19 protein-coding genes and 1 riboswitch are annotated in these 20,420 nt (G+C 40.0%); of the genes, 15 read left to right on the forward strand and 4 right to left on the reverse strand.

Annotation, left to right across the window (positions count from 1 at the left end):
• Positions 1–243 precede the first annotated feature (243 nt).
• The 5 genes from AC1Q59_RS23230 (at position 244) to AC1Q59_RS23250 (ending at position 4,249) form a co-directional block, all read left to right on the forward strand.
• A complete protein-coding gene (locus AC1Q59_RS23230) occupies positions 244–1,089 on the forward strand; it encodes a VanW family protein (protein ID WP_492368251.1) in 846 nt (281 codons plus the stop codon).
• Between the two features lie 67 nt (positions 1,090–1,156).
• Positions 1,157–1,648, forward strand: coding sequence for a sigma-70 family RNA polymerase sigma factor (locus AC1Q59_RS23235; RefSeq protein WP_492368252.1), 492 nt, complete (start codon positions 1,157–1,159; stop codon positions 1,646–1,648).
• Positions 1,641–2,666 (forward strand): anti-sigma factor, encoded by a 1,026-nt coding sequence (locus tag AC1Q59_RS23240; RefSeq protein WP_492368253.1) that lies wholly within the window; start codon positions 1,641–1,643, stop codon positions 2,664–2,666. The genes AC1Q59_RS23235 and AC1Q59_RS23240 overlap by 8 nt, the downstream gene beginning before the upstream one ends.
• Positions 2,651–2,968 (forward strand): hypothetical protein, encoded by a 318-nt coding sequence (locus AC1Q59_RS23245; RefSeq protein WP_492368254.1) that lies wholly within the window; start codon positions 2,651–2,653, stop codon positions 2,966–2,968. Before AC1Q59_RS23240 ends, AC1Q59_RS23245 begins: the two co-directional genes overlap by 16 nt.
• Positions 2,969–3,085: 117 nt before the next feature.
• Positions 3,086–4,249 carry a DUF4317 domain-containing protein gene (locus AC1Q59_RS23250; protein ID WP_492368255.1) on the forward strand — a complete coding sequence of 388 codons (1,164 nt, stop codon included), beginning with the start codon at positions 3,086–3,088 and terminating at the stop codon, positions 4,247–4,249.
• Positions 4,250–4,295: 46 nt separating this feature from the next.
• Here the strand turns inward: AC1Q59_RS23250 and AC1Q59_RS23255 are convergent, their stop codons facing one another.
• Positions 4,296–5,081: a DUF169 domain-containing protein gene (locus tag AC1Q59_RS23255; RefSeq protein ID WP_492368256.1), complete on the reverse strand. Its 786-nt coding sequence runs from the start codon at positions 5,079–5,081 to the stop codon at positions 4,296–4,298.
• 283 nt (positions 5,082–5,364) lie between these two features.
• On the opposite strand from AC1Q59_RS23255, the gene AC1Q59_RS23260 reads away from it, so the two are divergent.
• Positions 5,365–6,117, forward strand: coding sequence for a TerC family protein (locus tag AC1Q59_RS23260; protein WP_492368294.1), 753 nt, complete (start codon positions 5,365–5,367; stop codon positions 6,115–6,117).
• Between the two features lie 35 nt (positions 6,118–6,152).
• Here the strand turns inward: AC1Q59_RS23260 and AC1Q59_RS23265 are convergent, their stop codons facing one another.
• Positions 6,153–8,204 carry a molybdopterin-containing oxidoreductase family protein gene (locus tag AC1Q59_RS23265; protein WP_492368257.1) on the reverse strand — a complete coding sequence of 684 codons (2,052 nt, stop codon included), beginning with the start codon at positions 8,202–8,204 and terminating at the stop codon, positions 6,153–6,155.
• Between the two features lie 181 nt (positions 8,205–8,385).
• Between AC1Q59_RS23265 and AC1Q59_RS23270 the strand changes: the two genes are divergently transcribed.
• The 3 genes from AC1Q59_RS23270 to AC1Q59_RS23280 all read left to right on the forward strand — a co-directional run bounded on the left by AC1Q59_RS23270 (position 8,386) and on the right by AC1Q59_RS23280 (position 13,137).
• Positions 8,386–9,750, forward strand: coding sequence for an MATE family efflux transporter (locus tag AC1Q59_RS23270; RefSeq protein WP_492368258.1), 1,365 nt, complete (start codon positions 8,386–8,388; stop codon positions 9,748–9,750).
• Positions 9,751–9,916: 166 nt separating this feature from the next.
• Positions 9,917–11,098, forward strand: a complete 1,182-nt coding sequence (locus AC1Q59_RS23275) for a sensor domain-containing diguanylate cyclase (protein ID WP_492368259.1) — start codon at positions 9,917–9,919, stop codon at positions 11,096–11,098.
• 201 nt (positions 11,099–11,299) lie between these two features.
• Positions 11,300–11,406: riboswitch (SAM riboswitch) on the forward strand.
• Positions 11,407–11,640: 234 nt separating this feature from the next.
• Complete coding sequence (locus tag AC1Q59_RS23280; protein ID WP_492368260.1) at positions 11,641–13,137, forward strand: sodium:solute symporter family protein; 1,497 nt, start codon at positions 11,641–11,643, stop codon at positions 13,135–13,137.
• A 212-nt stretch (positions 13,138–13,349) separates the two neighbouring features.
• Here AC1Q59_RS23280 and AC1Q59_RS23285 read toward each other — a convergent pair whose 3' ends face one another.
• Positions 13,350–13,598 carry a methionine aminopeptidase gene (locus tag AC1Q59_RS23285; protein ID WP_492368261.1) on the reverse strand — a complete coding sequence of 83 codons (249 nt, stop codon included), beginning with the start codon at positions 13,596–13,598 and terminating at the stop codon, positions 13,350–13,352.
• Positions 13,599–13,787: 189 nt separating this feature from the next.
• On the opposite strand from AC1Q59_RS23285, the gene AC1Q59_RS23290 reads away from it, so the two are divergent.
• The 5 genes from AC1Q59_RS23290 to AC1Q59_RS23310 all read left to right on the forward strand — a co-directional run bounded on the left by AC1Q59_RS23290 (position 13,788) and on the right by AC1Q59_RS23310 (position 18,157).
• Entirely contained in the window at positions 13,788–14,348 is a 561-nt protein-coding gene (locus tag AC1Q59_RS23290; RefSeq protein ID WP_492368262.1) for an NADPH-dependent FMN reductase, read from the forward strand.
• Positions 14,349–14,457: 109 nt separating this feature from the next.
• The gene (locus tag AC1Q59_RS23295; RefSeq protein ID WP_492368263.1) at positions 14,458–14,844 is read left to right on the forward strand and encodes a GntR family transcriptional regulator; all 387 of its coding nucleotides are present in this window, start codon (positions 14,458–14,460) and stop codon (positions 14,842–14,844) included.
• A gap of 30 nt (positions 14,845–14,874) precedes the next feature.
• Positions 14,875–15,966 carry a DUF1648 domain-containing protein gene (locus tag AC1Q59_RS23300; RefSeq protein WP_492368264.1) on the forward strand — a complete coding sequence of 364 codons (1,092 nt, stop codon included), beginning with the start codon at positions 14,875–14,877 and terminating at the stop codon, positions 15,964–15,966.
• 87 nt (positions 15,967–16,053) lie between these two features.
• Entirely contained in the window at positions 16,054–16,344 is a 291-nt protein-coding gene (locus tag AC1Q59_RS23305) for a phospholipase A2 family protein (RefSeq protein WP_492368265.1), read from the forward strand.
• Positions 16,345–16,663: 319 nt separating this feature from the next.
• The gene (locus AC1Q59_RS23310) at positions 16,664–18,157 is read left to right on the forward strand and encodes an amidase (RefSeq protein WP_492368266.1); all 1,494 of its coding nucleotides are present in this window, start codon (positions 16,664–16,666) and stop codon (positions 18,155–18,157) included.
• Positions 18,158–18,230: 73 nt separating this feature from the next.
• Here AC1Q59_RS23310 and AC1Q59_RS23315 read toward each other — a convergent pair whose 3' ends face one another.
• On the reverse strand, positions 18,231–19,454 hold the full coding sequence (locus AC1Q59_RS23315; protein ID WP_492368267.1) for a PLL family lectin: 1,224 nt from the start codon (positions 19,452–19,454) through the stop codon (positions 18,231–18,233).
• Positions 19,455–19,602: 148 nt separating this feature from the next.
• On the opposite strand from AC1Q59_RS23315, the gene AC1Q59_RS23320 reads away from it, so the two are divergent.
• Positions 19,603–20,361 (forward strand): GNAT family N-acetyltransferase, encoded by a 759-nt coding sequence (locus AC1Q59_RS23320; RefSeq protein WP_492368268.1) that lies wholly within the window; start codon positions 19,603–19,605, stop codon positions 20,359–20,361.
• Positions 20,362–20,420 lie beyond the last annotated feature (59 nt).

The raw sequence follows: 20,420 nt of genomic DNA on the forward strand, positions 1-20,420 counted from the left end.
ATAGACAAAGGAGAATTTGAGTGAACTCAAATTCTCCTTTGTCACTATTTGAAGCTAATTATGTCCCAGCCTCTTTTTGTGTATTATCATTAGTACCTTTAGCCTGCAATCTTTGATTGTAGGCTTTTTTGCTATAAGTGAATGGAAGACTTTAGATTACTTACAAGAAATACTGCAGATTAAATTTATGAAAATCTCAAAAAGGGCATCCGTTATTTTTGTCGAATGTTTGGTTGAGAGCTAATGGCGAAAGGAGAGGGAAATATGTTTTTATTAAAGCCAAAATACAGAAGTCGGCTTAGAATCTATTTTGGAAAAAAGTATTATCGGACCAAGAGATATGCTGAGTGGTTTTTTGGCAAAAAGAAATATGCTTTAAAAAAGAGTGAAACCCTGCTTCCGCATGTTACTTTTACCCATCAAACGATTTTGCTTCGGCAGTTGAAGGATGTTGATATGTGGCTGCAGCATAATAAGGTGAAAAATCTTAAAATCGCCACAGAGCGGCTCCATAAAATCATTATAAAACCTGGGGAGACGTTCTCCTACTGGCGGCTGCTTGGGAATATGACTAGAAGCAAGGGCTATGTCGAGGGAATGGTCCTTCATTATGGAAAGGTGACGGTTGGGGTTGGCGGAGGGTTATGCCAATTGTCAAATCTGATTTATTGGATGACGCTTCATTCACCGTTAACTGTAACCGAAAGATACCGTCATAGCTATGATGTTTTTCCAGATTCCAATCGAAGCCAGCCTTTTGGGAGCGGTGCGACTTGTGCATTTAATTATCTGGATCTGCAAATAAAAAATGAAACCAATCACACTTATCAATTGATTGTGTATTTAAATGACACCCATCTAGTTGGAGAATGGCGGTCTGATGCTCCTGCTACCCGAAGCTATAAAGTATACGAACACGATCATTGGATCACACAGGAGTTTTGGGGAGGATACGTAAGGCACAATACCATTCACCGCAAGGTATTTAATCTTAATAAAGAACAAATCGATGATGAGTTTATCACAGAAAACCATGCGATTATGATGTATGAGCCATTGCTTGAACAGAAAAATTTAACAAAAACATAAAATAATTTTCCTGGATCTGCAACTTTTTCACAGGATGTTTCGTGGTTAGATTGGAGGGGGAAAAGCGGTGGATTTAGACGAGGCGTTTGAAGCATATGTGGATGATCTATATCGATACTTGTTTTCCCTTTCAAAAAACCACCATACCGCGGAGGATTTAGTCCAGGAGACATTTTACCGGGCGTACTTGCAGCTTTCGGAAGATACTATTGATCATATTAAAGCTTGGCTTTTTAAAGTTGCCTATTATGTTTTCATTGATTTTACCAGGAAACATAAGCGGCTTGTGATTAGTGATGAAGTACATAATCGAATCAATATGAAAACACCGGAAAGTGATTTTTTAGAAAAAGAAGGATTTACTGCACTGATGGACGACATCCATTCTTTGAAGGAAAAAGAAATGCATGCACTGCTGTTATGTGACCTGCATGGGCTAAGTTTGAGGGAATCGGCGGACATTCTTCAACTAAACTTGAATACGTTAAAAAGCCATTTATCAAGGGGCAGGAAAAAGGTGGTTGAAAGGGTCAAAGAAAGGAGGAGGCAGGATGGATAAAGAGCAAAACCAAAATGATGATGAACTTTATCAATCGTACTTAAAAGAATCGATGCAAGACTATGAAAAAAGCCATAAAGGAACAGAAAAAAGTCAAAAAAAGTTAGTTAAAGCCGGCAGAAATCATGCACTGCAAACCAATATTATGATCAGTCTGGCTGTTTTACTACTAATAGTCCCTGTACTGACACTAAGCAGCTATTTGTATTATGCGATTGGCGGTAAAGCGAATCATTTAATTGATCTTGCCACAAAAACCATCTATGTAACAGAGCCAAATATGAGCTTAGAAGAGATGGAACTGGAAGAGGATATCGGATTTTTTACAATGAATATTTATTTTGACGTATTTAAGCGGATTGGAAGAGAGGATTATAAAGCTGGGGAATACTCGGTCCGGTTTGCGCTGGATAAGCCGAATTTTCCTGAGCGGGACATGAAGCTTGAAAAGCTCTCTCCTGATATAACAGGGATGGAATCGAGTATGCTGTATCATCCGGATGGGCCACACGGGAAAATGGTCTATTCCGATTGGGATATTCTTGAGCACCTGCCAGATGGAACGGTCGCGGAAATATATCTTTCTTTAAATCAATTACTGAAACCAGATGAGCTTGAAAAACAGCTCGGGAATCATGTTCAGGTAAGATGGGCAGCTGTTGATACTGGGCTTGAAAATAAGAACTTATATGAAGCGGGTTATTCAGTATCACCAATCGGCTATCCGCTGCAGGTCGACACCACCACATGGTCGCCATTTAACGGAAGAGAAAAGACGAATGAAGAGGTTTTTTTAGATATTCTTAAATTCCTTTCCAATGATGAAAAAAAGGCAGCAAAAATCTCACACGCAAAAACGCTAGCGCTAAAGGAACGAATTCCATACATTGAGGAACATGGAATCCAAGTGTATGGCGCAGTCGTCACTGGACCAACTCCCGAATTAAGAAAACTTAAGGATAATCAACTAATCAAAATCATGAAGGTGGGGGAAGTGAAGCTATGGAATTGGAAATGAACAATAAGAACAAGGGAAAACAGCGAAAACTTCCGACGATTTCAGGCTTCCTGTCTTTCCTGATAGCTCTGATTGCGCTTGCGGGGGTTAATGTTGCATTAATCATTGATATTGATGATTTTCCGAAAATGTTTCTTGTCAATCTGCCGATAGCTGGTTTTTTCCTTGGTCTGTTCGGATTGCTTACAGTTAGAAGATCGAGATTATATGCCTTTTGGGGGATTGGCATTAGTTTGTTTATTTTGGTATTTACGTTTTTGATGATTGGGCTATCATGGGCAGCGATCAATCCCAAGCCTTGATTGTTAGTTCTGGAAAAAATAGGCCGGCTGGTAATTGGAAACTTTCAACTTACCTTAACGCAAATATTTGCTATATAATCATTAGTAGACTAAAAACAGCTAGGGGTAGTTATGACGATGAATAAAAAAGATATAGCTAATATTCGCAAGCAGTTCAAACTTGATAATGACTTATTAAAGATTCAGGATATTTTTAATGTGTATATTCGCAAGGAAAGCAGCGAAATATTTTATGAGGCATGCCTTCCTTTTCAAATGCTGGAGCATGAACAGCAGGAATTGTTTTTAAGCAATTTTAAAAAGGTGCTGACCGGTCAGCCTGATGTGAAGCTGTTTGAACTGAAATTTCGGACTCAGGCAGAAAGTCAGGAGATACTTGTTGAGGGACTTCAATCCAGTGAGGTGGAAGACTGGAAAGATCAAATGCTCTTAATGGTTGAAAAAATGTTCAAAGACGTACAATACGATACAGATATGGTCGTCACTTTTATCCGAGGAACGTATTTTAAACCGACAAAGAAATCAAATGAGGAGACAGAAGTCAGCGACCGCGATGAGGTGCTCAACCATCCGTTTATTCTTTGCAGCATCAATAAGACCGTGCAGCCAAAGAAAACGTTATTGTTCGATTATATTGAAAGAGAATTTAAGTCCAATATTGTGGTAGATGCAATTATTAATCTTAGTGCACCAATGGCTGGCTTTTTGTTCCCATGCTTTACGGAACATTTCACGGATGTGAACCATGTTCTTTATTCTGCAGGAAAAGCGAATCAGCCCGATTATCATTTTGTAGAAGAGGTTCTAAATGCTGAAGAACTTATGACGGCCCAGGAGGATAAAATCGTTTTTGAAGAGATTGTCAAAGATGTCGTCGGGGACCAAATGGATGCTTCAACACTTGCTAATGTCTATGAAGAAATTAACCGGATTATGGATGAAGAAGAGCAGGAAGACACACCAACCCTGGATTATAAAGATGTAGAGCGGGTCTTAAAGGTTAGCGGAGTAGAAGATGTGAACCTAGAAAAGGTTGAGCGGGCCTTTGAAAAAGTTATAGATGACAAGCAACATGAGCTAAAGGCTACAAGCATTGTTCCAAAATATAACGCAAAATCTATTAAAATTAACACAAAGGTCGCTAATATCTCTATCAGTCCACAGGACTTAAAATATGTAAAACAAGTCAATTACAACGGCAAGCGCTGTATATTAATCGAAGTGGATGAGGATACTGTCATTGAAGGCTTTAAAATCATTCCAGAAAATCTATTAAGCTAGTCCAAAACGGGACAAGGTGCCGAAGAAACCATGTCCCGTTTTTCTATTATTTTTCAAACATACATTTAAGTTTTTCGTAGGTGTTTGGATACTTGGCTTCGTATTGCAGGTAGGTCGGTACAGGATAGCGGACGCCGCCTTTATGGGTCATCTTAAGTCCTTCAATAAATTCGCTGACATCCTTATATGGGATGGTAAATGCCATTTCATGATCATGTGTCTGACCGAATACGCGATCGCCATAACACGGCAGAATTACCTGTGGCTTATATGATTTCATGGTTTTAATAACGATATCGGCGCAGTCAGCTCTTGCGGTAAAAGAAGAAGTCACTTCGCCGCCAGTCGTGTAAAGTGCTGCCGCGACCATTCTCATGACTTGTGCAGAGTTTCCGTATATGACAATAACTTCCGGCTCGAAGGAGGTGCGTGTTAATGGTGCCATCAGCACAGTGCCTGCTTCATCTTTTGAAAATTTAGGAACAGCTGCTTCGGTAATTGCTCCTAAATCACATGTCTTCGTATACATTCCGTCAGTTAAATTACCTTCCAGATAATATTCCAATTGATCTTCGAAACCAAACGCAATTTTTGCAATCGGACAAGAAAGATCCTCACGATCCATTGCGATGGCCCAGCCATATCTTCTTGCCATCGTGACGCCCTGACAGATGCTAAAGGTTTTTCCAAAATCCCTATAAGGACGCTTCACTCGTTCGGGGACTTCTTCACCCTTTTTCATCACTCGGATCGCAAGCGGCAATGTATCAGGTCTTACGTAGGTTTGAATCGCATTTTCTAGTAATTCTAGTATCTCATCATTTTTCTGCATTCGATCATCCCCCTTTTATATTATTTAAATATTCTATAAATTATATGATCACTTCTGGTGAGTTATATACTTTTAAAAAAATATTCCATTTCGACTATTCCAATCATCTTAATAGAATTTTAATTAATATTGCACTATAATTAAATATATGGATATGAAAACCAATTTTATGGAATCCTTAAGAAAGAAGTGTGATTAAAAAAATTCACCACTACAAATAACTCATAGTAAATAGAAATTCATCATTAAAGGAGTCGTACAAGTGGATATTTTTTATCAATTAATGAACACATATGCTCAATTTTTTGATTGGGATATGTGGGGGAAGGTTTTAACCGATCCCGTTTCTTGGGGATTCATTGGTACACTGGTTATTCTAGAAGGGTTATTGTCAGCAGATAATGCGCTTGTGCTGGCTGTCATGGTTAAGCACCTTCCAAAAAAACAGCAGAAAAAAGCATTGACGTATGGACTGTTTGGCGCTTATTTCTTCCGGTTCATCTTTATCGGGCTAGGCACGATGCTCATCAAATTCTGGTGGATAAAAGTGTTAGGGGCCGCTTACCTTGCATGGCTGGTTGTTAAGCATTTCTGGAAGGGTGAGGAAGACGAAGAGGCGTCCGGAATAAAAAAAGATTCCTGGCTTGTTCGTACACTTGGTGTTTTCTGGGCAACAGTCATTTCCGTTGAATTAATGGACTTAGCCTTTTCTGTCGATAGTATTTTAGCAGCATTTGCCGTATCTGAGGAAGTCTGGATCCTTTTAATCGGAGGCATGCTTGGTATCTTGATGATGCGGACAGTGGCAAGAGTATTCCTAACACTAATTGAAAAAGTACCTGAGCTTGAGAATACAGCTTTTGTACTCATAGGTATTATTGCTGCAAAAATGTTTGCCAGTGTATTTGGTTACGAATTAGGACACATGACTTTCTTTGGCATAATTGTCACTGCATTCGTCATCACATTTATCATTCACTTTATTAACAAGAAAAAACATGGGGAAGACCAGTTAGAAACAGCTGAAGAAAAGTAAAGGAAAAGGTGTCTGCTAGAAGCAGACACCTTTTTTTACGCGTTCATCTTTAATTTTTCAATGCCGACTTTTCCAGAGAAGAAAGTTGCTCCGCCGCCCATGTCTGAAAGCCGATCAGGGGTTAGGGCGTTTACAAGCTGTTTCGTCCCAGGTGCATCAGCCCAAATCCCTTGAGAAACCACAACACCAGGCAAAACATTCTCTCCAACAGCGGCTTTTAGTTCACATTCACCCCTGTGATTCCACACACGGACTTTATCACCGTCTTCAATTCCTAATTCTTTGGCATCCTGTTCATTGATATGAAGCTTTGGTTCTTTTTCTAGTGAAACATGCTTTTCATTATTAGAAAAAGTAGAATTTAAGAAATTATGATTTGGTGCCGGAATGAAATGAAATGGCAAGTTTCCGTCTTCCTGAAGAGGAGCATAGACTGGGAGCGGAAATAAGCCATCTTGTTTCATCTGCTCAGAATAAAGCTCAATTTTCCCGCTAGGTGTCGGGAGTTTCCCCGGAAACAGCGGCTTCACATGAGCTTTTAGAAAATGATTTTCCGCTAGCTTTTCGAATGTAAATCCTTCAATATATGGATTATTTGCTTTAGCAAGAGAATCAGCAATCATTTCTTCTTCCGTTTCATACAGCTCAGGTTCTTCAAAGCCCATTCCGCGGGCTAATAAGCGGAAAACCTCTACATTTGCCTTTGATTCACCATATGGAGGAATCACTGGCTGCTGAAGCTGCATGTAATTATGCCAATAGGATGTATACAAATCAGTATTTTCATAGGACGCAGTAGCTGGCAGTACGATGTCGGCATATTTAGCCGTTTCCGTTAAAAATAAATCATGAACAACTAAAAATAAATCGTCCCTTTTCAGACCTTTGTTCACTTTATTGCTGTCTGGTGCGACAATCGCTGGATTGCTGCTGTAGACATATAAAGCTTTTACTGGAGGATCCAATTCGGTTAAGGCATGGCCAATTTGGTTCATATTGATTAGCCGTGTATTCTTATTTTCAAGCAGCTCAGGTCTTTGCAGACGTGCTGTATTTGGAAGCAGGTAGCCTGAATTTGATTTAATCGCCCCGCCGCCTTTTTCCAGCCATTGCCCAGTTAAGGCTGGAAGGCAGGCAATGGCTCTTGTAGCCATACCGCCGTTATCATGGTGCTGAAACCCGTTGCCAATCCTGATATAGGAAGGGGAAGTTTCGCCATACATTCTCGCAAGCTTATATATATCATCAACTGGCACACCAGTAATATTTGAAACTGTTTCAGGGTCGTACTGGACTACATGTTCTCTTAACTCTTCATGTCCAACCGTATATTCTTTTAAGAATTCTTCATTCACAAGGTTTTCTGCAAATAATATATGCATAATTCCAAGAGCAAGTGCTCCATCTGTACCAGGTAAGATAGGTATGAACCAATCGGCCATTTTACCTGTTTGATTCTTGTGAACATCTATAACAACAAGCTTAGCACCATTTTTTCGAGCTTTTTGGGTCAGGGTTATTTGATGCATATTGGTACTGACAGCATTAACTCCCCAGAAAATCATTAATTTAGAATGAACAGTATCCTCTGGGTCTATACCTAAATTTCCGCCCATCGTGTAACGATAACCAGTGATTCCTGCTGCCTGACAGATTGTGCGGTCAAGAAGTGAAGCGCCCATGCGATGGAAGAATCTTCGGTCCATACCTTCTGCTGTCAGTTTTCCCATGTTTCCATAATAGCTGTACGGGAGAATACTCTCTGGGCCATCAGAGGCGATTAATTCCTTCCAGCGATCGGTGATCGTTTTGATAGCCTCATCCCAGGAGATTGGCTCAAACTTGCCTTCACCTTTTGCTCCCACACGCTTTAAAGGCGTTGTTAGGCGTTTTTCATCATATATCCGTGCAGTCACATTTCTAATTTTATTGCAAATATTCCCTTGGGTAACTGGATGGTCTGGATCACCCTGTACTTTAACAATTTTTCCATCCTTTTTATGCAGAAGCAATCCGCATTGATCGGGGCAGTCAAGTGAACATACAGCCTTGAATACTCCATTTTGCTGGTCGATAACAGAGGTCATATTCCGCTTACCCTCCTATTTAATGATAGATTTTTTTATAATGTTATAATTCTATGACAGTTTGAATGGTGAAGCAAGGATGTTTGCTCTAATTGCCATAATAATATAAATACCATTATATTATTCTAGTTTATTTGCTATGATTGATATTGTTTGAAAATGAGGTAAGGAGTTAACTTGGATGTACCAGACATTTACAGTCAAAGAGAAAGTAAAACAAATCTTTTTTCTTTTGTTTCCTATATTAATTACACAGCTTGGCATGTATTCAATGGTGTTTTTCAATACGATTATGTCCGGAAGGTATGGGTCATCAGATCTTGCTGGGGTGGCTATTGGTTCCTCGATTTGGAGCCCCATTTTTTTAGGGTTAAGCGGTATTCTGCTGGCTGTATCACCAATCTCAGCGCAACTATTCGGTGAAAAAAACCATAAGGAGATTACGCTTACGGTTAAGAACGGGATCTATATCGGGCTTGTTATCGGGCTGCTCGTTATTGTAAGCGGATTTTTCCTATTAGATCCTATATTACATTTAATGAATCTTCCTGAGCGCGTGCAGGAGGTTGCCTTTCAGTACTTAACTGGTTTAAGTCTGGGCATTATCCCGTTATTCGTTTTTAATGTGTTGAGATCGTTTATCTATGCCCTTGGGAAAACGCGGGTTGTCATGGTCATATTAATTTTAGCTTTACCTGTTAGCCTGCTATTTAATTTCGTACTGGTTTTTGGTTATTTCGGTTTTCCAGAGCTCGGCGGTGCAGGGGGAGGTTATGCAACCTCAGTTACCTATTGGGTGATCCTGGCTGTCACAGCCATCATCATTAAGAAGCAGGATCCATTTTCGTCATATGATATTTTTAAAAATTTTATTGATTTTTCTTTCAGTAAATGCAAAGAAATATTGAAAATTGGCGTACCTATGGGTCTATCTAGTTTCTTTGAAACGAGTATGTTTGCCGTTGTCACGCTCTTAATCAGCAGGTATAATGTGACAACCATTGCTGCCTACCAATCTGCTTTAAATATTGTATCTTTTTTATATAATATTCCGATTGCGATTTCTTTGGCGCAAACTGTTCTGGTAGGATTTGAGGCGGGAGCAAAACGATATCAGGACGCAAAAACCTATAGCTGGCTCGGCATTTTTTTAGCGATGATGTTTGCGCTTGTGAGCGGAATCCTAGTAGTGTTCTTCCGTTATGAGGTCGCAGGGCTTTATTCAACGGAAGAAGCGGTGATAAGCTTAACCGCACATTTTCTCATATTTGCTTTGTTTTTCCAGGTAGCGGATTCCATTCAGGTAACAGCGCAGGCTGCTCTAAGGGGTTACAAGGATGTCAATATCTCATTTATTGCAACCCTGATTGCATACTGGCTGATTTGTTTGCCTGCAGGCTATGGTTTGGCTAATTATACAAGCTTAGCTGCAAGAGGATATTGGCTGGGACTGACTTTCGGCCTTCTTGCAGCCGGTGTTTTCTTATCTATGAGACTAATTTTTATCCAGCGGAAATTTAGGGAGCTTTCAACGATTGTGGATTGATAGCTCCCTATTGGGAAGTTTTTGAAATTCACAGAGCTGTCAAAATAATTAGGATTGACGATAGGAACAAAGGACTATATGATAGAAGATATAGGTGTGGAATTATTTGACTTTTTTGAAAAATAGCTTCGTTTTAAAAGAAAACTTTTCAGTGGAAGTGTAGCATATGACGACTCCAAACTTGCAAAATATCCTAAGAATTATTATTGATTTGGTAAAGAAATTAGGTACTGAAAAAGACCTGGTCTCCAAAGAAATTCTTATGGCATTAGAACAAAACTATGTAAATGATCGGGACCGGATGGCTGTACTTCCGTTATTGGAGCAGCTGGAAATCGCTAATGAAAAAATGGAAAATATCAGCTGGCTTAATAAACATTATAAAATTTTAAATGAGTTTGCACAGGTCTGCAGTAAAACTCTAAATGAAGAGATCTTGCTAAAAGAGGCGTACGAAATGGTTTCTCAAGTTATGCCGACGGATTCTTTTTATATTGCTTTATATAATGAAGAAACAGAAAGAATTCATTTTATTATCATGATGGAAGAAGGGAAAGTATATCCTAATCATGATGTTAGCATGGGGGATAACTACACATCAGAGGTGATTAAGAAGAGAAAAATTATTCACCTGCAAAAAGAGGCCCAAGCTTATGAATCAAAGGCACAGTTTGGTGTGAAGGATTCAAGATCCTGTATTTTTGTGCCTATCATTACCGATGATCATGTCAAAGGGGTTATTTCCGCACAAAGCTTTTCAGATTTTGCTTATCGGAAGGAACATGAGGAACTATTGCAGATCATTGGTGCACAGGTAATTAACTCTATCGATACAGCAAGATTGTATAGGCAAATTTATGTGATGGCGAGAATGGATGAACTGACAGGATTGAAGAATCACCGTGCCTTTCATGAGGACTTAAATCAAATGGTAAGAGATAAAGAGTCGAAGGAGTTTTCGCTTCTAATGATTGATTCCGATCAATTAAAGAAGTTAAATGACCGGTTTGGCCATGACATTGGTGATTTGTATTTAAAGGTGCTTGCAGATGGGATAAAAAGTATTTGCCAGAACGGTGCTTTAGGGTATCGATACGCAGGGGATGAGTTTATGATTATTCTTCAGAATGGCTCGTGCTTTGATACTAGTTTTGCAAAGCTGTTAGATTATTACCAGCAGCATCCATTAAGATTCGGTAACCAAAGGGTAACGATATCTATTAGTGCAGGCGCAGCAGCATTTCCAAAACATGGAACAACCGTAGACGAATTGAAAAAATCAGCAGACCGTGCGCTTTATCAGGCAAAGGAACAGGGTGGAAACCAGCTGGTTGTTTTTGAAATCTAGTGTGTCAGCTTGTCTGGAAGGATAAAAATCCTTTTAGACGACTGGCATTTTTTTAATCCTGGTCATGATTTACGCTTAATCTATTTGGGAACTGCCACCAGAATAATGTAATTGGCGAAGAATTTTTTAGAAAATTCCTAATTGACAGATCGACGATTGTTTTGTAAAATTTTATTTATTCTTACTAATTAAATATGTATTTCCTTATCAAGAGTCGGGGGAGGAACCTGGTCCGTAGATCCCGCAGCAACCTTTTACTAATGTAAAAAGGTGCTAAGTCCAGCAAGCGTATGCTTGAACGATGAGGGAGGCTAATATTATGACCTCTTCTTATCAGAAAGAGGTTTTTTGTTTGCTGTTTTATATAAGAGCCAAAAAAATGAGGGGTTCTTTTGTAATATTTCTGATTAAGTGCATAGGAATAATATGTATTGTAGTGAGAATAAAAATATTTAGCGAGGGGGCATTACAGGAACACAAAAACTTTTGAAGTCACGAAAATTCAGATACTATATATTTACTTTTTTTGAAAGGGGAAAATAATGAATAATGTAGCTTTGTATACATGGGTTGGATTTATATTATTTCTATTGATTATGCTTGCCTTGGGGTATGTTGGGACAAAGCAAACGAAAAATATTCGTGACTTTGCAATAGGTGGGGAGAGACTCGGCCCGGTAGTGCTGGGCCTATCCTTTGCAGCTACTTATTTAAGTGCAGCTACATTTCTTGGATATCCGGGCTGGTCCTATGAATGGGGACTGACTAATCTTTGGCTTATTATCGCCATGATCGGTGGTGGTGCTATTGGGGTCCTTATGGTTGCTAAAAAAATAAAGCAATTGAATGCAGAACAAAAATCACTTTCCTTACCTGATTGGCTAGGTGATTATTATCAAAGTGATTTTTTACGTGTCGGTACAGGCTTGATCTTACTATTTAATATTTTTTATATTGCTGCACAGTTTGTAGCGGGGGCAAGGATTTTTGAATATTTACTGGGAATGGATTATACAGCTGGCCTGATTCTTATTACCGCTATTGTCGTATTGTACGTCTTTGGTGGAGGAGCATTTGCTGATATTTACACAGATGCGATTCAAGTGATTTTAATGGCTATTGCAGGTATTGTCGTGTTTGTTTCAGGAATCGTAATTTTTTGGAATGGCGGGGTTACTGAGACATTTTCAGATATCGCCAATAATTTGGCTGCCCAGGATGGAAATCTAGTAAAGGTATTTAATCCTGATTCAGCACATTTTTATTCCATTGGTGCTGTAATTGGCGCAATTACGATTCAATGGGCATTTGCTTCTGCCCCACATCTATTTAATAAAGTGTTAGGTTTAAAGAACGAAAAGGATTTAGGAAAGATGATCCTTACTTATGTTATAACAGCTTCCCTTTGTGTTTTCGTCTTGTTTGGCGGAATTTTTAGCAGGGTGGCGTTGGGACCTTCAGACATAGTTGCAGATTTGGCTTTAATGGAATACATTGCGTGGGCTTTTCCAGCCATTTTTGTGGCATTCTTTGGAGTTGTTATTCTTGCTGCAGCTATGTCAACGACTGATGGGTTGTTTGTATCTATCTCTACCGTATTTGCAAATGATATTTTTCTTAAATTTTTAGTGAAACGTGGCTATGTTCGGGTAGAAGGGGAGAAAGCGGAAAAAATAGCATTGCAGATTAGCAGATTATCGGTGCCAATTGTAGGGCTTGTTGCCTTTTTAATTGTCCTAAAACCACCGATGTATATGGGGGACGTTATGTGGATTGGCATTTCTGGTGTTGCAGCTGGAACACTAGGGCCTATTCTCTATGCAGTTTACGGAAAACATAAAGCATCACCTAGAGCAGCAGAAGCTTCTATGATCATTGGTTTATTTTCTTATTTAATTTTATATTTTGCAGGAATCGTTCCAAGTACGATGACCGCAGGGGCAATATCGACATTCATTGGGATTGTGGCCATGGTCATACTGGCTAATGTCATAAAAGATGGGAAGATAAAGGCAGATGATTTGGCAAAAGCAGAATAATATCTTTTGAGGGGGAATGATTCATGTTTGTGAATGAAATGCTTTCCGTTTGGCTTTACGGATTAATCGCAATTTATGCCATTATTGGTTTCTCACTGTGGAAATGGTATTTTGGTAAAAAGTAGTTATTAAAATAACAAGGATACTTTCACATGAGTATAAATGTCTGATGTACCTTATTGAAAAAAAGGACCGGGCTTTGCCCGGTTTTCCTATTGAAGTTCGTTCCAGTCTGTGTAAAGTCCGCTTCCGTTGCAGCCAGGGCAGTCTAAAGCATTGGATACATAAGCAAATTCGCTTGCGGGATAGGGAATGAAGCCCCGTCCATAGCAGTCTGGGCATTTTCCCATTTCTTGCATTTTAGAAACATGTTTTTCATGCCTGGACGTTCGCCAATCATTAAAGGCATTAAGCAGTCCCAATTGTTTCACCTCGATCGTTTTTTCCTTATTTTTCTTCAAATGATCCTTTTTTATACTAAAAAGAAATATTATTTACTTTCTGAAGTTAGATGCTGCTGTTTTGAGGGTAAATTTATGTTATGTAGTATGAAAAAGGTAAAATAGACAAATAAGTTGTATAATGAATGTAACTGACAAAATACAACTGGCAAGCTTTGCCTCAAAGTGTAACGAAAGGGGATTCATTTCATGAAGATTTTAGGGATTTCAGGGACGATTTTAGGAGGAAAGACAGCAGTGCTTGTCGATACTGTCCTCCAGGAAATTAAGAAAAATCACCCTGAAATTGAAATAGAACTGCTTGATTTAAGAAATTACAATATAGAATTTATGGATGGCAGGCAAACTGAATTATATAATCAGGACACACAGAAAATGATAAAAGCGGTTTCCGAAGCGGATTTTTATTTAGTTGGATTCCCAATATTCAATGGCTCATTTCCTGCTCCATTAAAAAATATTTTCGATATGGTGCCTCCTGCTGCTTTTCGTCATAAGGTAATGGGATTTGTCGCAAACGGAGGGACTTACCAGCATTATCTAGTTGTTGAGAACCAAATGAAACCAATTGCTGGATACCTGCGCTGTTACGTAGCACCAAGCTTTGTCTACGTGAATGGAAGCCATTTTAACGAACATAACGAAATCGCTGATGAAGATGTTCTAAAGCGAATTAAGGAATTGGCAGAAGAGCTTGTCATCATGCATAAAGGGATAACTGTCAAAGAAGAAGTTAAGGGGAAAAACTAAATATATACACCTAAGTCTCTATCGAAAAGGTAGAGACTTTTTTTATTGTTATACAAATAATAGAACAGTTTTGTTATAATAAGGATAGAACAGAAGGGGAGGGGAAAAGATGATTATTCAGGTTGAACCCCAGTCTGAAATCCCGATTTATACGCAGCTGACACACCAAATTATTAAGGGAATTGCCAGAGGGATGCTAAAGCCCGGGGATACCCTACCATCGGTTCGAGCATTTGCGGCCGATTTAGGTGTGAATATGCACACAGTTAATAAAAGCTATCATGAACTGGAGAAAAAAGGCATTATTCAAATTGTACCAAAATCAGGGGCAGTTATTCTCCCTCCGCAAAAAATCATGGTGGGAGATGCCATTCACGCAAGGATCCAAGCAGAATGGACACCTCTTGTTTCAGAAGCACTTGTGATAGGCATGGAAAAAGAACAAATTCTTCAGCTCGTAACAGACATGATCCATGACCTGTATATTAATGAATGAGTGCATAGAAAATAGAAGGGAGGAATTATCGTGACCTTTGCGATATTTCTTATCATCATTATTTTTATGGTGGGAGTTCAAGCATCAATTCCTTTTTTAATGAAGAAAACCGTCGTATTTGGCGTTTCTGTACCGGAAGCACATAGATATGACAATACGCTGATAGGCTATAAAAAAACGTACTCATTTCTGACATTAATGATCTCAATAACATCAGCTGCAGCGTATGTCATATGGTATCTTAATGGGAATCCCGGTGAAGCTCAGCTTGTTCTTTTCGGTTCGCTAATCGAATTTGGCATTATATTTATCAGTATGGCGCTATATTTTTATTTTCACGCAAAAACAACGCAGTTTAAGAGAAACCAAAATTGGGATGAGGATGTAAAGCAAGTAAAGATTATCGATTTAAATGTTCGTACACAAGATGAAATGCTGCCATGGTATGTATATATTTTGCCTATAGCCGTTACTCTTGGGGTGATTGGCTACACACTTGCTAACTATGCTAATCTTCCAGAGCAAATACCGACACATTGGGGCCCTGACGGAAAAGCTGATTCATTTGCGGAGAAAAATCCCTTTTCAGTAATTTCTCTGCCGCTGATTATCCTAATCATTCAGTTCATGTTCTTAGGAATGGTGGAAGCAACTAAACGTTCTGGCATTAAATTAAGTGCAGCAAATACAGAAGGTTCTAAGGTTCGTCAGCTTGCATCCAGAAAATATACAAGCTGGTTCATGTTTATGATGGCGGTTGCCATTACCATGCTGTTTTCGTTTTTGCAATTGAATACTATTCATCCGAATATGTTTAGCCATTCATTGCTGATTGCTGCTCCGCTGATTTTTTTAGGTGTTACATTAATAGGTACCATTATATATGCCGTTAAGGTTGGCAATGCTGGGGAAAAAATAACTGGGCAACCCCTCGGTGGGATGTCTGATTATAATGATGATCAATATTGGAAAGGCGGGCTTTTCTATTTTAATAAAAATGATCCATCCATTTTTGTGGAGAAACGGTTTGGCATAGGCTGGACAATTAATTTTGCTAATCCAAGGGGTTATTTGCTAGTCTTTGTCCCGCTGATTATCATCATACTACTTTCCTTCTTGTAGTAATTTTATTCATCCTAGGTATGTGAACAAGCCCTTATCCCACCCTTCCATATTTTATTAATAGGAGATTAGGAAGGGGGGAATAGGGTGTATTCAAAGAGAAGCAATGATAATTTCTGTGTTTTTCCCGGATATCGCTGGTGCGGTCCGGGCTGCAGGGGACCGGGCTGGCCAACGAATGATGTGGATGCATGCTGCATGAAACATGACCGCTGCTTAAGATCTTGTAAATCAAGATGCCATTGTGATAAACAATTGCTCCGGTGCCTGCGGCCAAAAATAAATGCCAAAACCCGAAAAGGAAAAGAAGCAGCCCTAATGTACGGCTACATGAAACTTCAGACCCGCTTCACATGCAGCTGCAAAAACGGCAAATAACATAGCAATTATAAAGCGAGGCGTCGGGAATTCCCGGCGCTTTATCACGTTAATAAGCTGGGGGACAGGCCCCCATTGCGTTAAAGTGATGAAGAGAATGCCCGTTGCCTTTAAGTTTTAAAACTTGCTGAATAGAAAAGACTTTTGGAAAACACTGTTACATATTTATGAATTTAGTCCCGTTCAATCTTATTTTCTCCCGCAACGCCTATTCATACAGCAGGAAGAATACATTAGAGTAAAGAATACATTGATAAAAGAATGCTGAGCTTCAGCAGATTATTTTCACAGCAGCCAATTCAACTTGGAGGTGCGGCTGATGCAGGGATTAGATTTTAAAGAATATGATGGGTTGGGATTAGCTGAGCTTGTGAAGAAGAAGGAAGTTCATTTAAAGGAACTTATCGAAGAAGCCATTAAACTAATCGAAAAACATAATCCAGCACTGAATGCAGTCATCCATAAAATGTATAAAAAAGGAAGGAAAGAGGCTGAGGCACCTGTGAACGGGACCTTTGCCGGTGTGCCGATGCTCTTAAAAGACATCGCCCAAGAAATAGAAGGCGAACCGCTAGCCATGGGATCAAAAGCGCTAAAGAGCTATCGGTCAAAAAGAGATTCCTGTTATGTCGAAAAATTACGGAAGGCTGGGGCAATTTTTCTCGGACAGACAAATGTTCCCGAATTTGGCTTAGTTGCTGTTACAGAGCCACAGATCTATGGTGCTGCGAAAAATCCGTGGAATACTGATTACACCCCTGGGGGTTCGAGCGGAGGTTCTGCAGCAGCTGTGGCTTGTGGAATGGTTCCGATTGCCGGTGCCAATGACGGAGGAGGATCGATCCGAATTCCCGCAGCCTATTGTGGAATATTTGGTCTAAAGCCAACAAGAGGAAGAACACCGGTTGGGCCGAAAAACGGCCGAAGCTGGCAAGGGGCATCAGTTGACCATGTTCTTACGAGATCGGTCAGAGATAGTGCTGCAATGCTTGATGAGCTGGCGGGTTATGAAAAATCTGCAGCCTTTCAGGCACCTAATTTCCATGGCAGCTATTTAAAAGCATCCCAAACGCCGATCGAAAAGAGCCTGAAAATTGCATTCTCAACAGCTTCACCAATAGGTACTGAAGTGCACGAAGAGTGTAAAGCAGCCGTAATAAAGACCGCTAGAGTACTAGAGTCAATGGGGCATCATCTGGTAGAAGCGAATGCGCCTGTTGATGGGAATAAATTAGCCAAAGCCTATTTAATCATGTATTTTGGTGAGACAGCAGCAGCCATTGCATCCTTAGAGGAGATACTTGGAAGAAAAGCAGCCTTTCATGATGTTGAACCAACTACGTGGCTTCTTGGACTGCTCGGAAAGGCAACATCTGCAGAAGAGTTTGTTCTCAGCATAAAGGAATGGGACCTTGCAGCCTATCAAATGGAAGCCTTCCATGAAACCTATGATTTCTATATTACACCAACAACGGCTTTTCCCCCGCCAAAAATTGGGGAGCTTGCACCCACCTCATCGGAAAAATTCTTAATTAGTACAGTTGGGAAATTGGGTTTAGGAGGACTTCTAAAAAGGGCAGGAGTTGTTGATGAAATTGCTCAGAAAAATTTAATGAGGACGCCATTTACTCAGCTAGCCAACTTGACAGGGCAGCCCGCCATGTCCATTCCGATTCACCAAACCGCAGATGGATTGCCAATTGGCGTCCAAATTATGGCGGCAAGAGGACGTGAGGACCTCTTATTCCAGCTGGCTGGAGAGCTTGAACACATGGAAGAATGGATCGATGTGCAGAAAAATCCAATGTTTTAAAAGACCAACAATGTTTCAAATATCTCGCTCAGTAAAAAAAACAGGGCCCCGTGGCGGGCCCGAAGCTTAAATTTTATCTGCCTTTATACGTGTGAAGAACATTCTCAACGGACCCGCGGGCGAATACATCAATTCGATTTGGTCCCCAGGACACCGCTGCTGGAGCTGAGTAAATATTGCCGTCGAGATTCTGCCAATCAGACCAGCGGGAGCCATTCCATGTTTTCATATAAAGATTACGTCTTGGACTGGCCATAAAGACTTCCAGCCGATTTGGACGTGTCGAAGAAACAGCAGGTGCAGAGCCTAATTGCCCGCCAAGGTTTTCCCACTCATTCCAGCGACGGCCATCCCACCATTTATGATATAAGTTATTGTTGGCTCCCCTAGCAAAAACATCAATCCGATTAGGCCCCCATGACACCGCTGCAGGTTCCGAAGTCAGCTGTCCGCCAAGGTTTTCCCAATCGCTCCAGCGACTGCCGTCCCACCATTTATGGTACAGGCTATTATCTGTTCCTCTTACAAACACATCTAACCGGTTCGATTGCCAAGAAGCAGCAGCAGGACCACTGGTCAGCTGCCCGCCGAGGTTTTCCCAATCGCTCCAGCGGCTGCCGTCCCACCACTTATGATACAGACTATTGTCAGTTCCTCTCCCAAAAACGTCAATCCGGTTAGGTCCCCAGGACACCGCTGCTGGTGCGGAAGTCAGCTGCCCGCCGAGGTTTTCCCAATTGCTCCAGCGGCTGCCGTCCCACCACTTATGATACAAACTATTATCTTGACCTCTAACAAATACATCTAATCGATTAGGCTGCCACGACGCAGCTGCTGGAGCAGAAGGGGTATCACCGCCAAGGTTTTCCCAGCCTGACCAGCCCTGACCTGGCTGTTGTCCTTGACCGCCTTTTTTTATTTCATCAAGTACGACTTCAATCACCTTTGTCAAAACATTGTCAGCCGTATCTAATGGAATCTTCATTTGTCTGAATAATGTCTTAAGCCATGGGACTTGTCTTTGAAATTGTCTGTAAATCTGGCCGGATGATTGGTTCGGATTGGCTTGGTTAAGCGTATAATTGACTGCCAAGGTAAATACGTAATCAACAATTCCCTGATTCATCCCGGCTTTTTCCAATGTTTCATAAAGATTGCTGTGCTGGCCGCGAAGCACCTGCATAATCTCCTGCTGAGTTGGCTTTTGCCGCATGTACATATAAGACTGCGGATATGGATAAACCGGAACATACATTGGTACTTGATATTGCTGATATTGATATGGATATCGATACATATACATACCTCCTCTATTTTACAGGGTCAGTATATGCAAGGATTGCTAAAGAAGGGATTGAAGTGTTTTTTCTTGTAGAAAAAATATATAATGATAGTTACACAGTATTTAAAAAAATCTGCAAAAAGCGTGAGGAGAACCATGAACCATGAATCATATAACATTTGATCATATTCATCATTATGGAAAAACAGTATTTCAAAATGACCAATTTGAACATATACATAATCCGGACTTATTGACAATGTACGACAGCAATTATATCCGCTTCAAAAATGAGGATCTATCACTTGCTGAATTTAAACAGGCTGCGGAATATTTACGTTCTTTTCATTTGAAAAATGGCCAAAAGCATGTAAAATTTCATTTCTCGGACAATAGTAAAATACCAGATGATATACAAATATTTTTAAAAGAATCAGAGTTTATGGTTGGTTTTATAGAACTATACGCAATACAGCCAAAACAATTCCCTCCGGTCAAGGAGGATGCAAAAACTGAGGTAGTTCCTGTTACAGAAGAAATCTTGGAAACTTATCTGCAGATCCAGTTTGAATTTGACCTTAAATACGGAGCGGAATTTGCTGCGCAAAAAAGCGATCAGTATAAAAGGAATTTTCACAGTGATCAAATCCTTCAAGTTATGGCACTTTATGAAGGTAAACCGGCAGGCTCGGTGGATTTAATCATTTCGGAAAATACAGTGGAAATCGATGGTCTGCAAGTGCATGAAAGGTTTCAGAAAAAGGGAATTGGCTCGCGCTTGCAAAAATACGCAATGGACAACTTCCATGATAAAACTGTTATTCTAGTTGCTGACGGGGAAGACACGCCTAGGGAGATGTACCGAAAGCAAAATTATCAATATCTTGGATACAGGTATGAGGCGTTAAAAGTTTATATTTAAAGAATAATCGTGTTATAAGAGAACCAAACAGAAAAAATCTCTCCAATCAAATAGCAAAA

The organism is Cytobacillus sp. MT66 (assembly GCF_058792595.1).

What these genes read in the sequence shown, in the direction of transcription:
- AC1Q59_RS23230 (WP_492368251.1), top strand. Translation starts at nt 244, where the DNA reads ATGGCGAAAGGAGAGGGAAATATGTTTTTATTAAAGCCAAAATACAGA.
- AC1Q59_RS23240 (WP_492368253.1), top strand. Translation starts at nt 1,641, where the DNA reads ATGGATAAAGAGCAAAACCAAAATGATGATGAACTTTATCAATCGTAC.
- AC1Q59_RS23245 (WP_492368254.1), top strand. Translation starts at nt 2,651, where the DNA reads ATGGAATTGGAAATGAACAATAAGAACAAGGGAAAACAGCGAAAACTT.
- AC1Q59_RS23250 (WP_492368255.1), top strand. Translation starts at nt 3,086, where the DNA reads ATGAATAAAAAAGATATAGCTAATATTCGCAAGCAGTTCAAACTTGAT.
- AC1Q59_RS23255 (WP_492368256.1), bottom strand. Translation starts at nt 5,081, where the DNA reads ATGCAGAAAAATGATGAGATACTAGAATTACTAGAAAATGCGATTCAA.
- AC1Q59_RS23260 (WP_492368294.1), top strand. Translation starts at nt 5,365, where the DNA reads ATGAACACATATGCTCAATTTTTTGATTGGGATATGTGGGGGAAGGTT.
- AC1Q59_RS23265 (WP_492368257.1), bottom strand. Translation starts at nt 8,204, where the DNA reads ATGACCTCTGTTATCGACCAGCAAAATGGAGTATTCAAGGCTGTATGT.
- AC1Q59_RS23270 (WP_492368258.1), top strand. Translation starts at nt 8,386, where the DNA reads ATGTACCAGACATTTACAGTCAAAGAGAAAGTAAAACAAATCTTTTTT.
- AC1Q59_RS23275 (WP_492368259.1), top strand. Translation starts at nt 9,917, where the DNA reads ATGACGACTCCAAACTTGCAAAATATCCTAAGAATTATTATTGATTTG.
- AC1Q59_RS23280 (WP_492368260.1), top strand. Translation starts at nt 11,641, where the DNA reads ATGAATAATGTAGCTTTGTATACATGGGTTGGATTTATATTATTTCTA.
- AC1Q59_RS23290 (WP_492368262.1), top strand. Translation starts at nt 13,788, where the DNA reads ATGAAGATTTTAGGGATTTCAGGGACGATTTTAGGAGGAAAGACAGCA.
- AC1Q59_RS23295 (WP_492368263.1), top strand. Translation starts at nt 14,458, where the DNA reads ATGATTATTCAGGTTGAACCCCAGTCTGAAATCCCGATTTATACGCAG.
- AC1Q59_RS23310 (WP_492368266.1), top strand. Translation starts at nt 16,664, where the DNA reads ATGCAGGGATTAGATTTTAAAGAATATGATGGGTTGGGATTAGCTGAG.
- AC1Q59_RS23315 (WP_492368267.1), bottom strand. Translation starts at nt 19,454, where the DNA reads ATGTATCGATATCCATATCAATATCAGCAATATCAAGTACCAATGTAT.
- AC1Q59_RS23320 (WP_492368268.1), top strand. Translation starts at nt 19,603, where the DNA reads ATGAATCATATAACATTTGATCATATTCATCATTATGGAAAAACAGTA.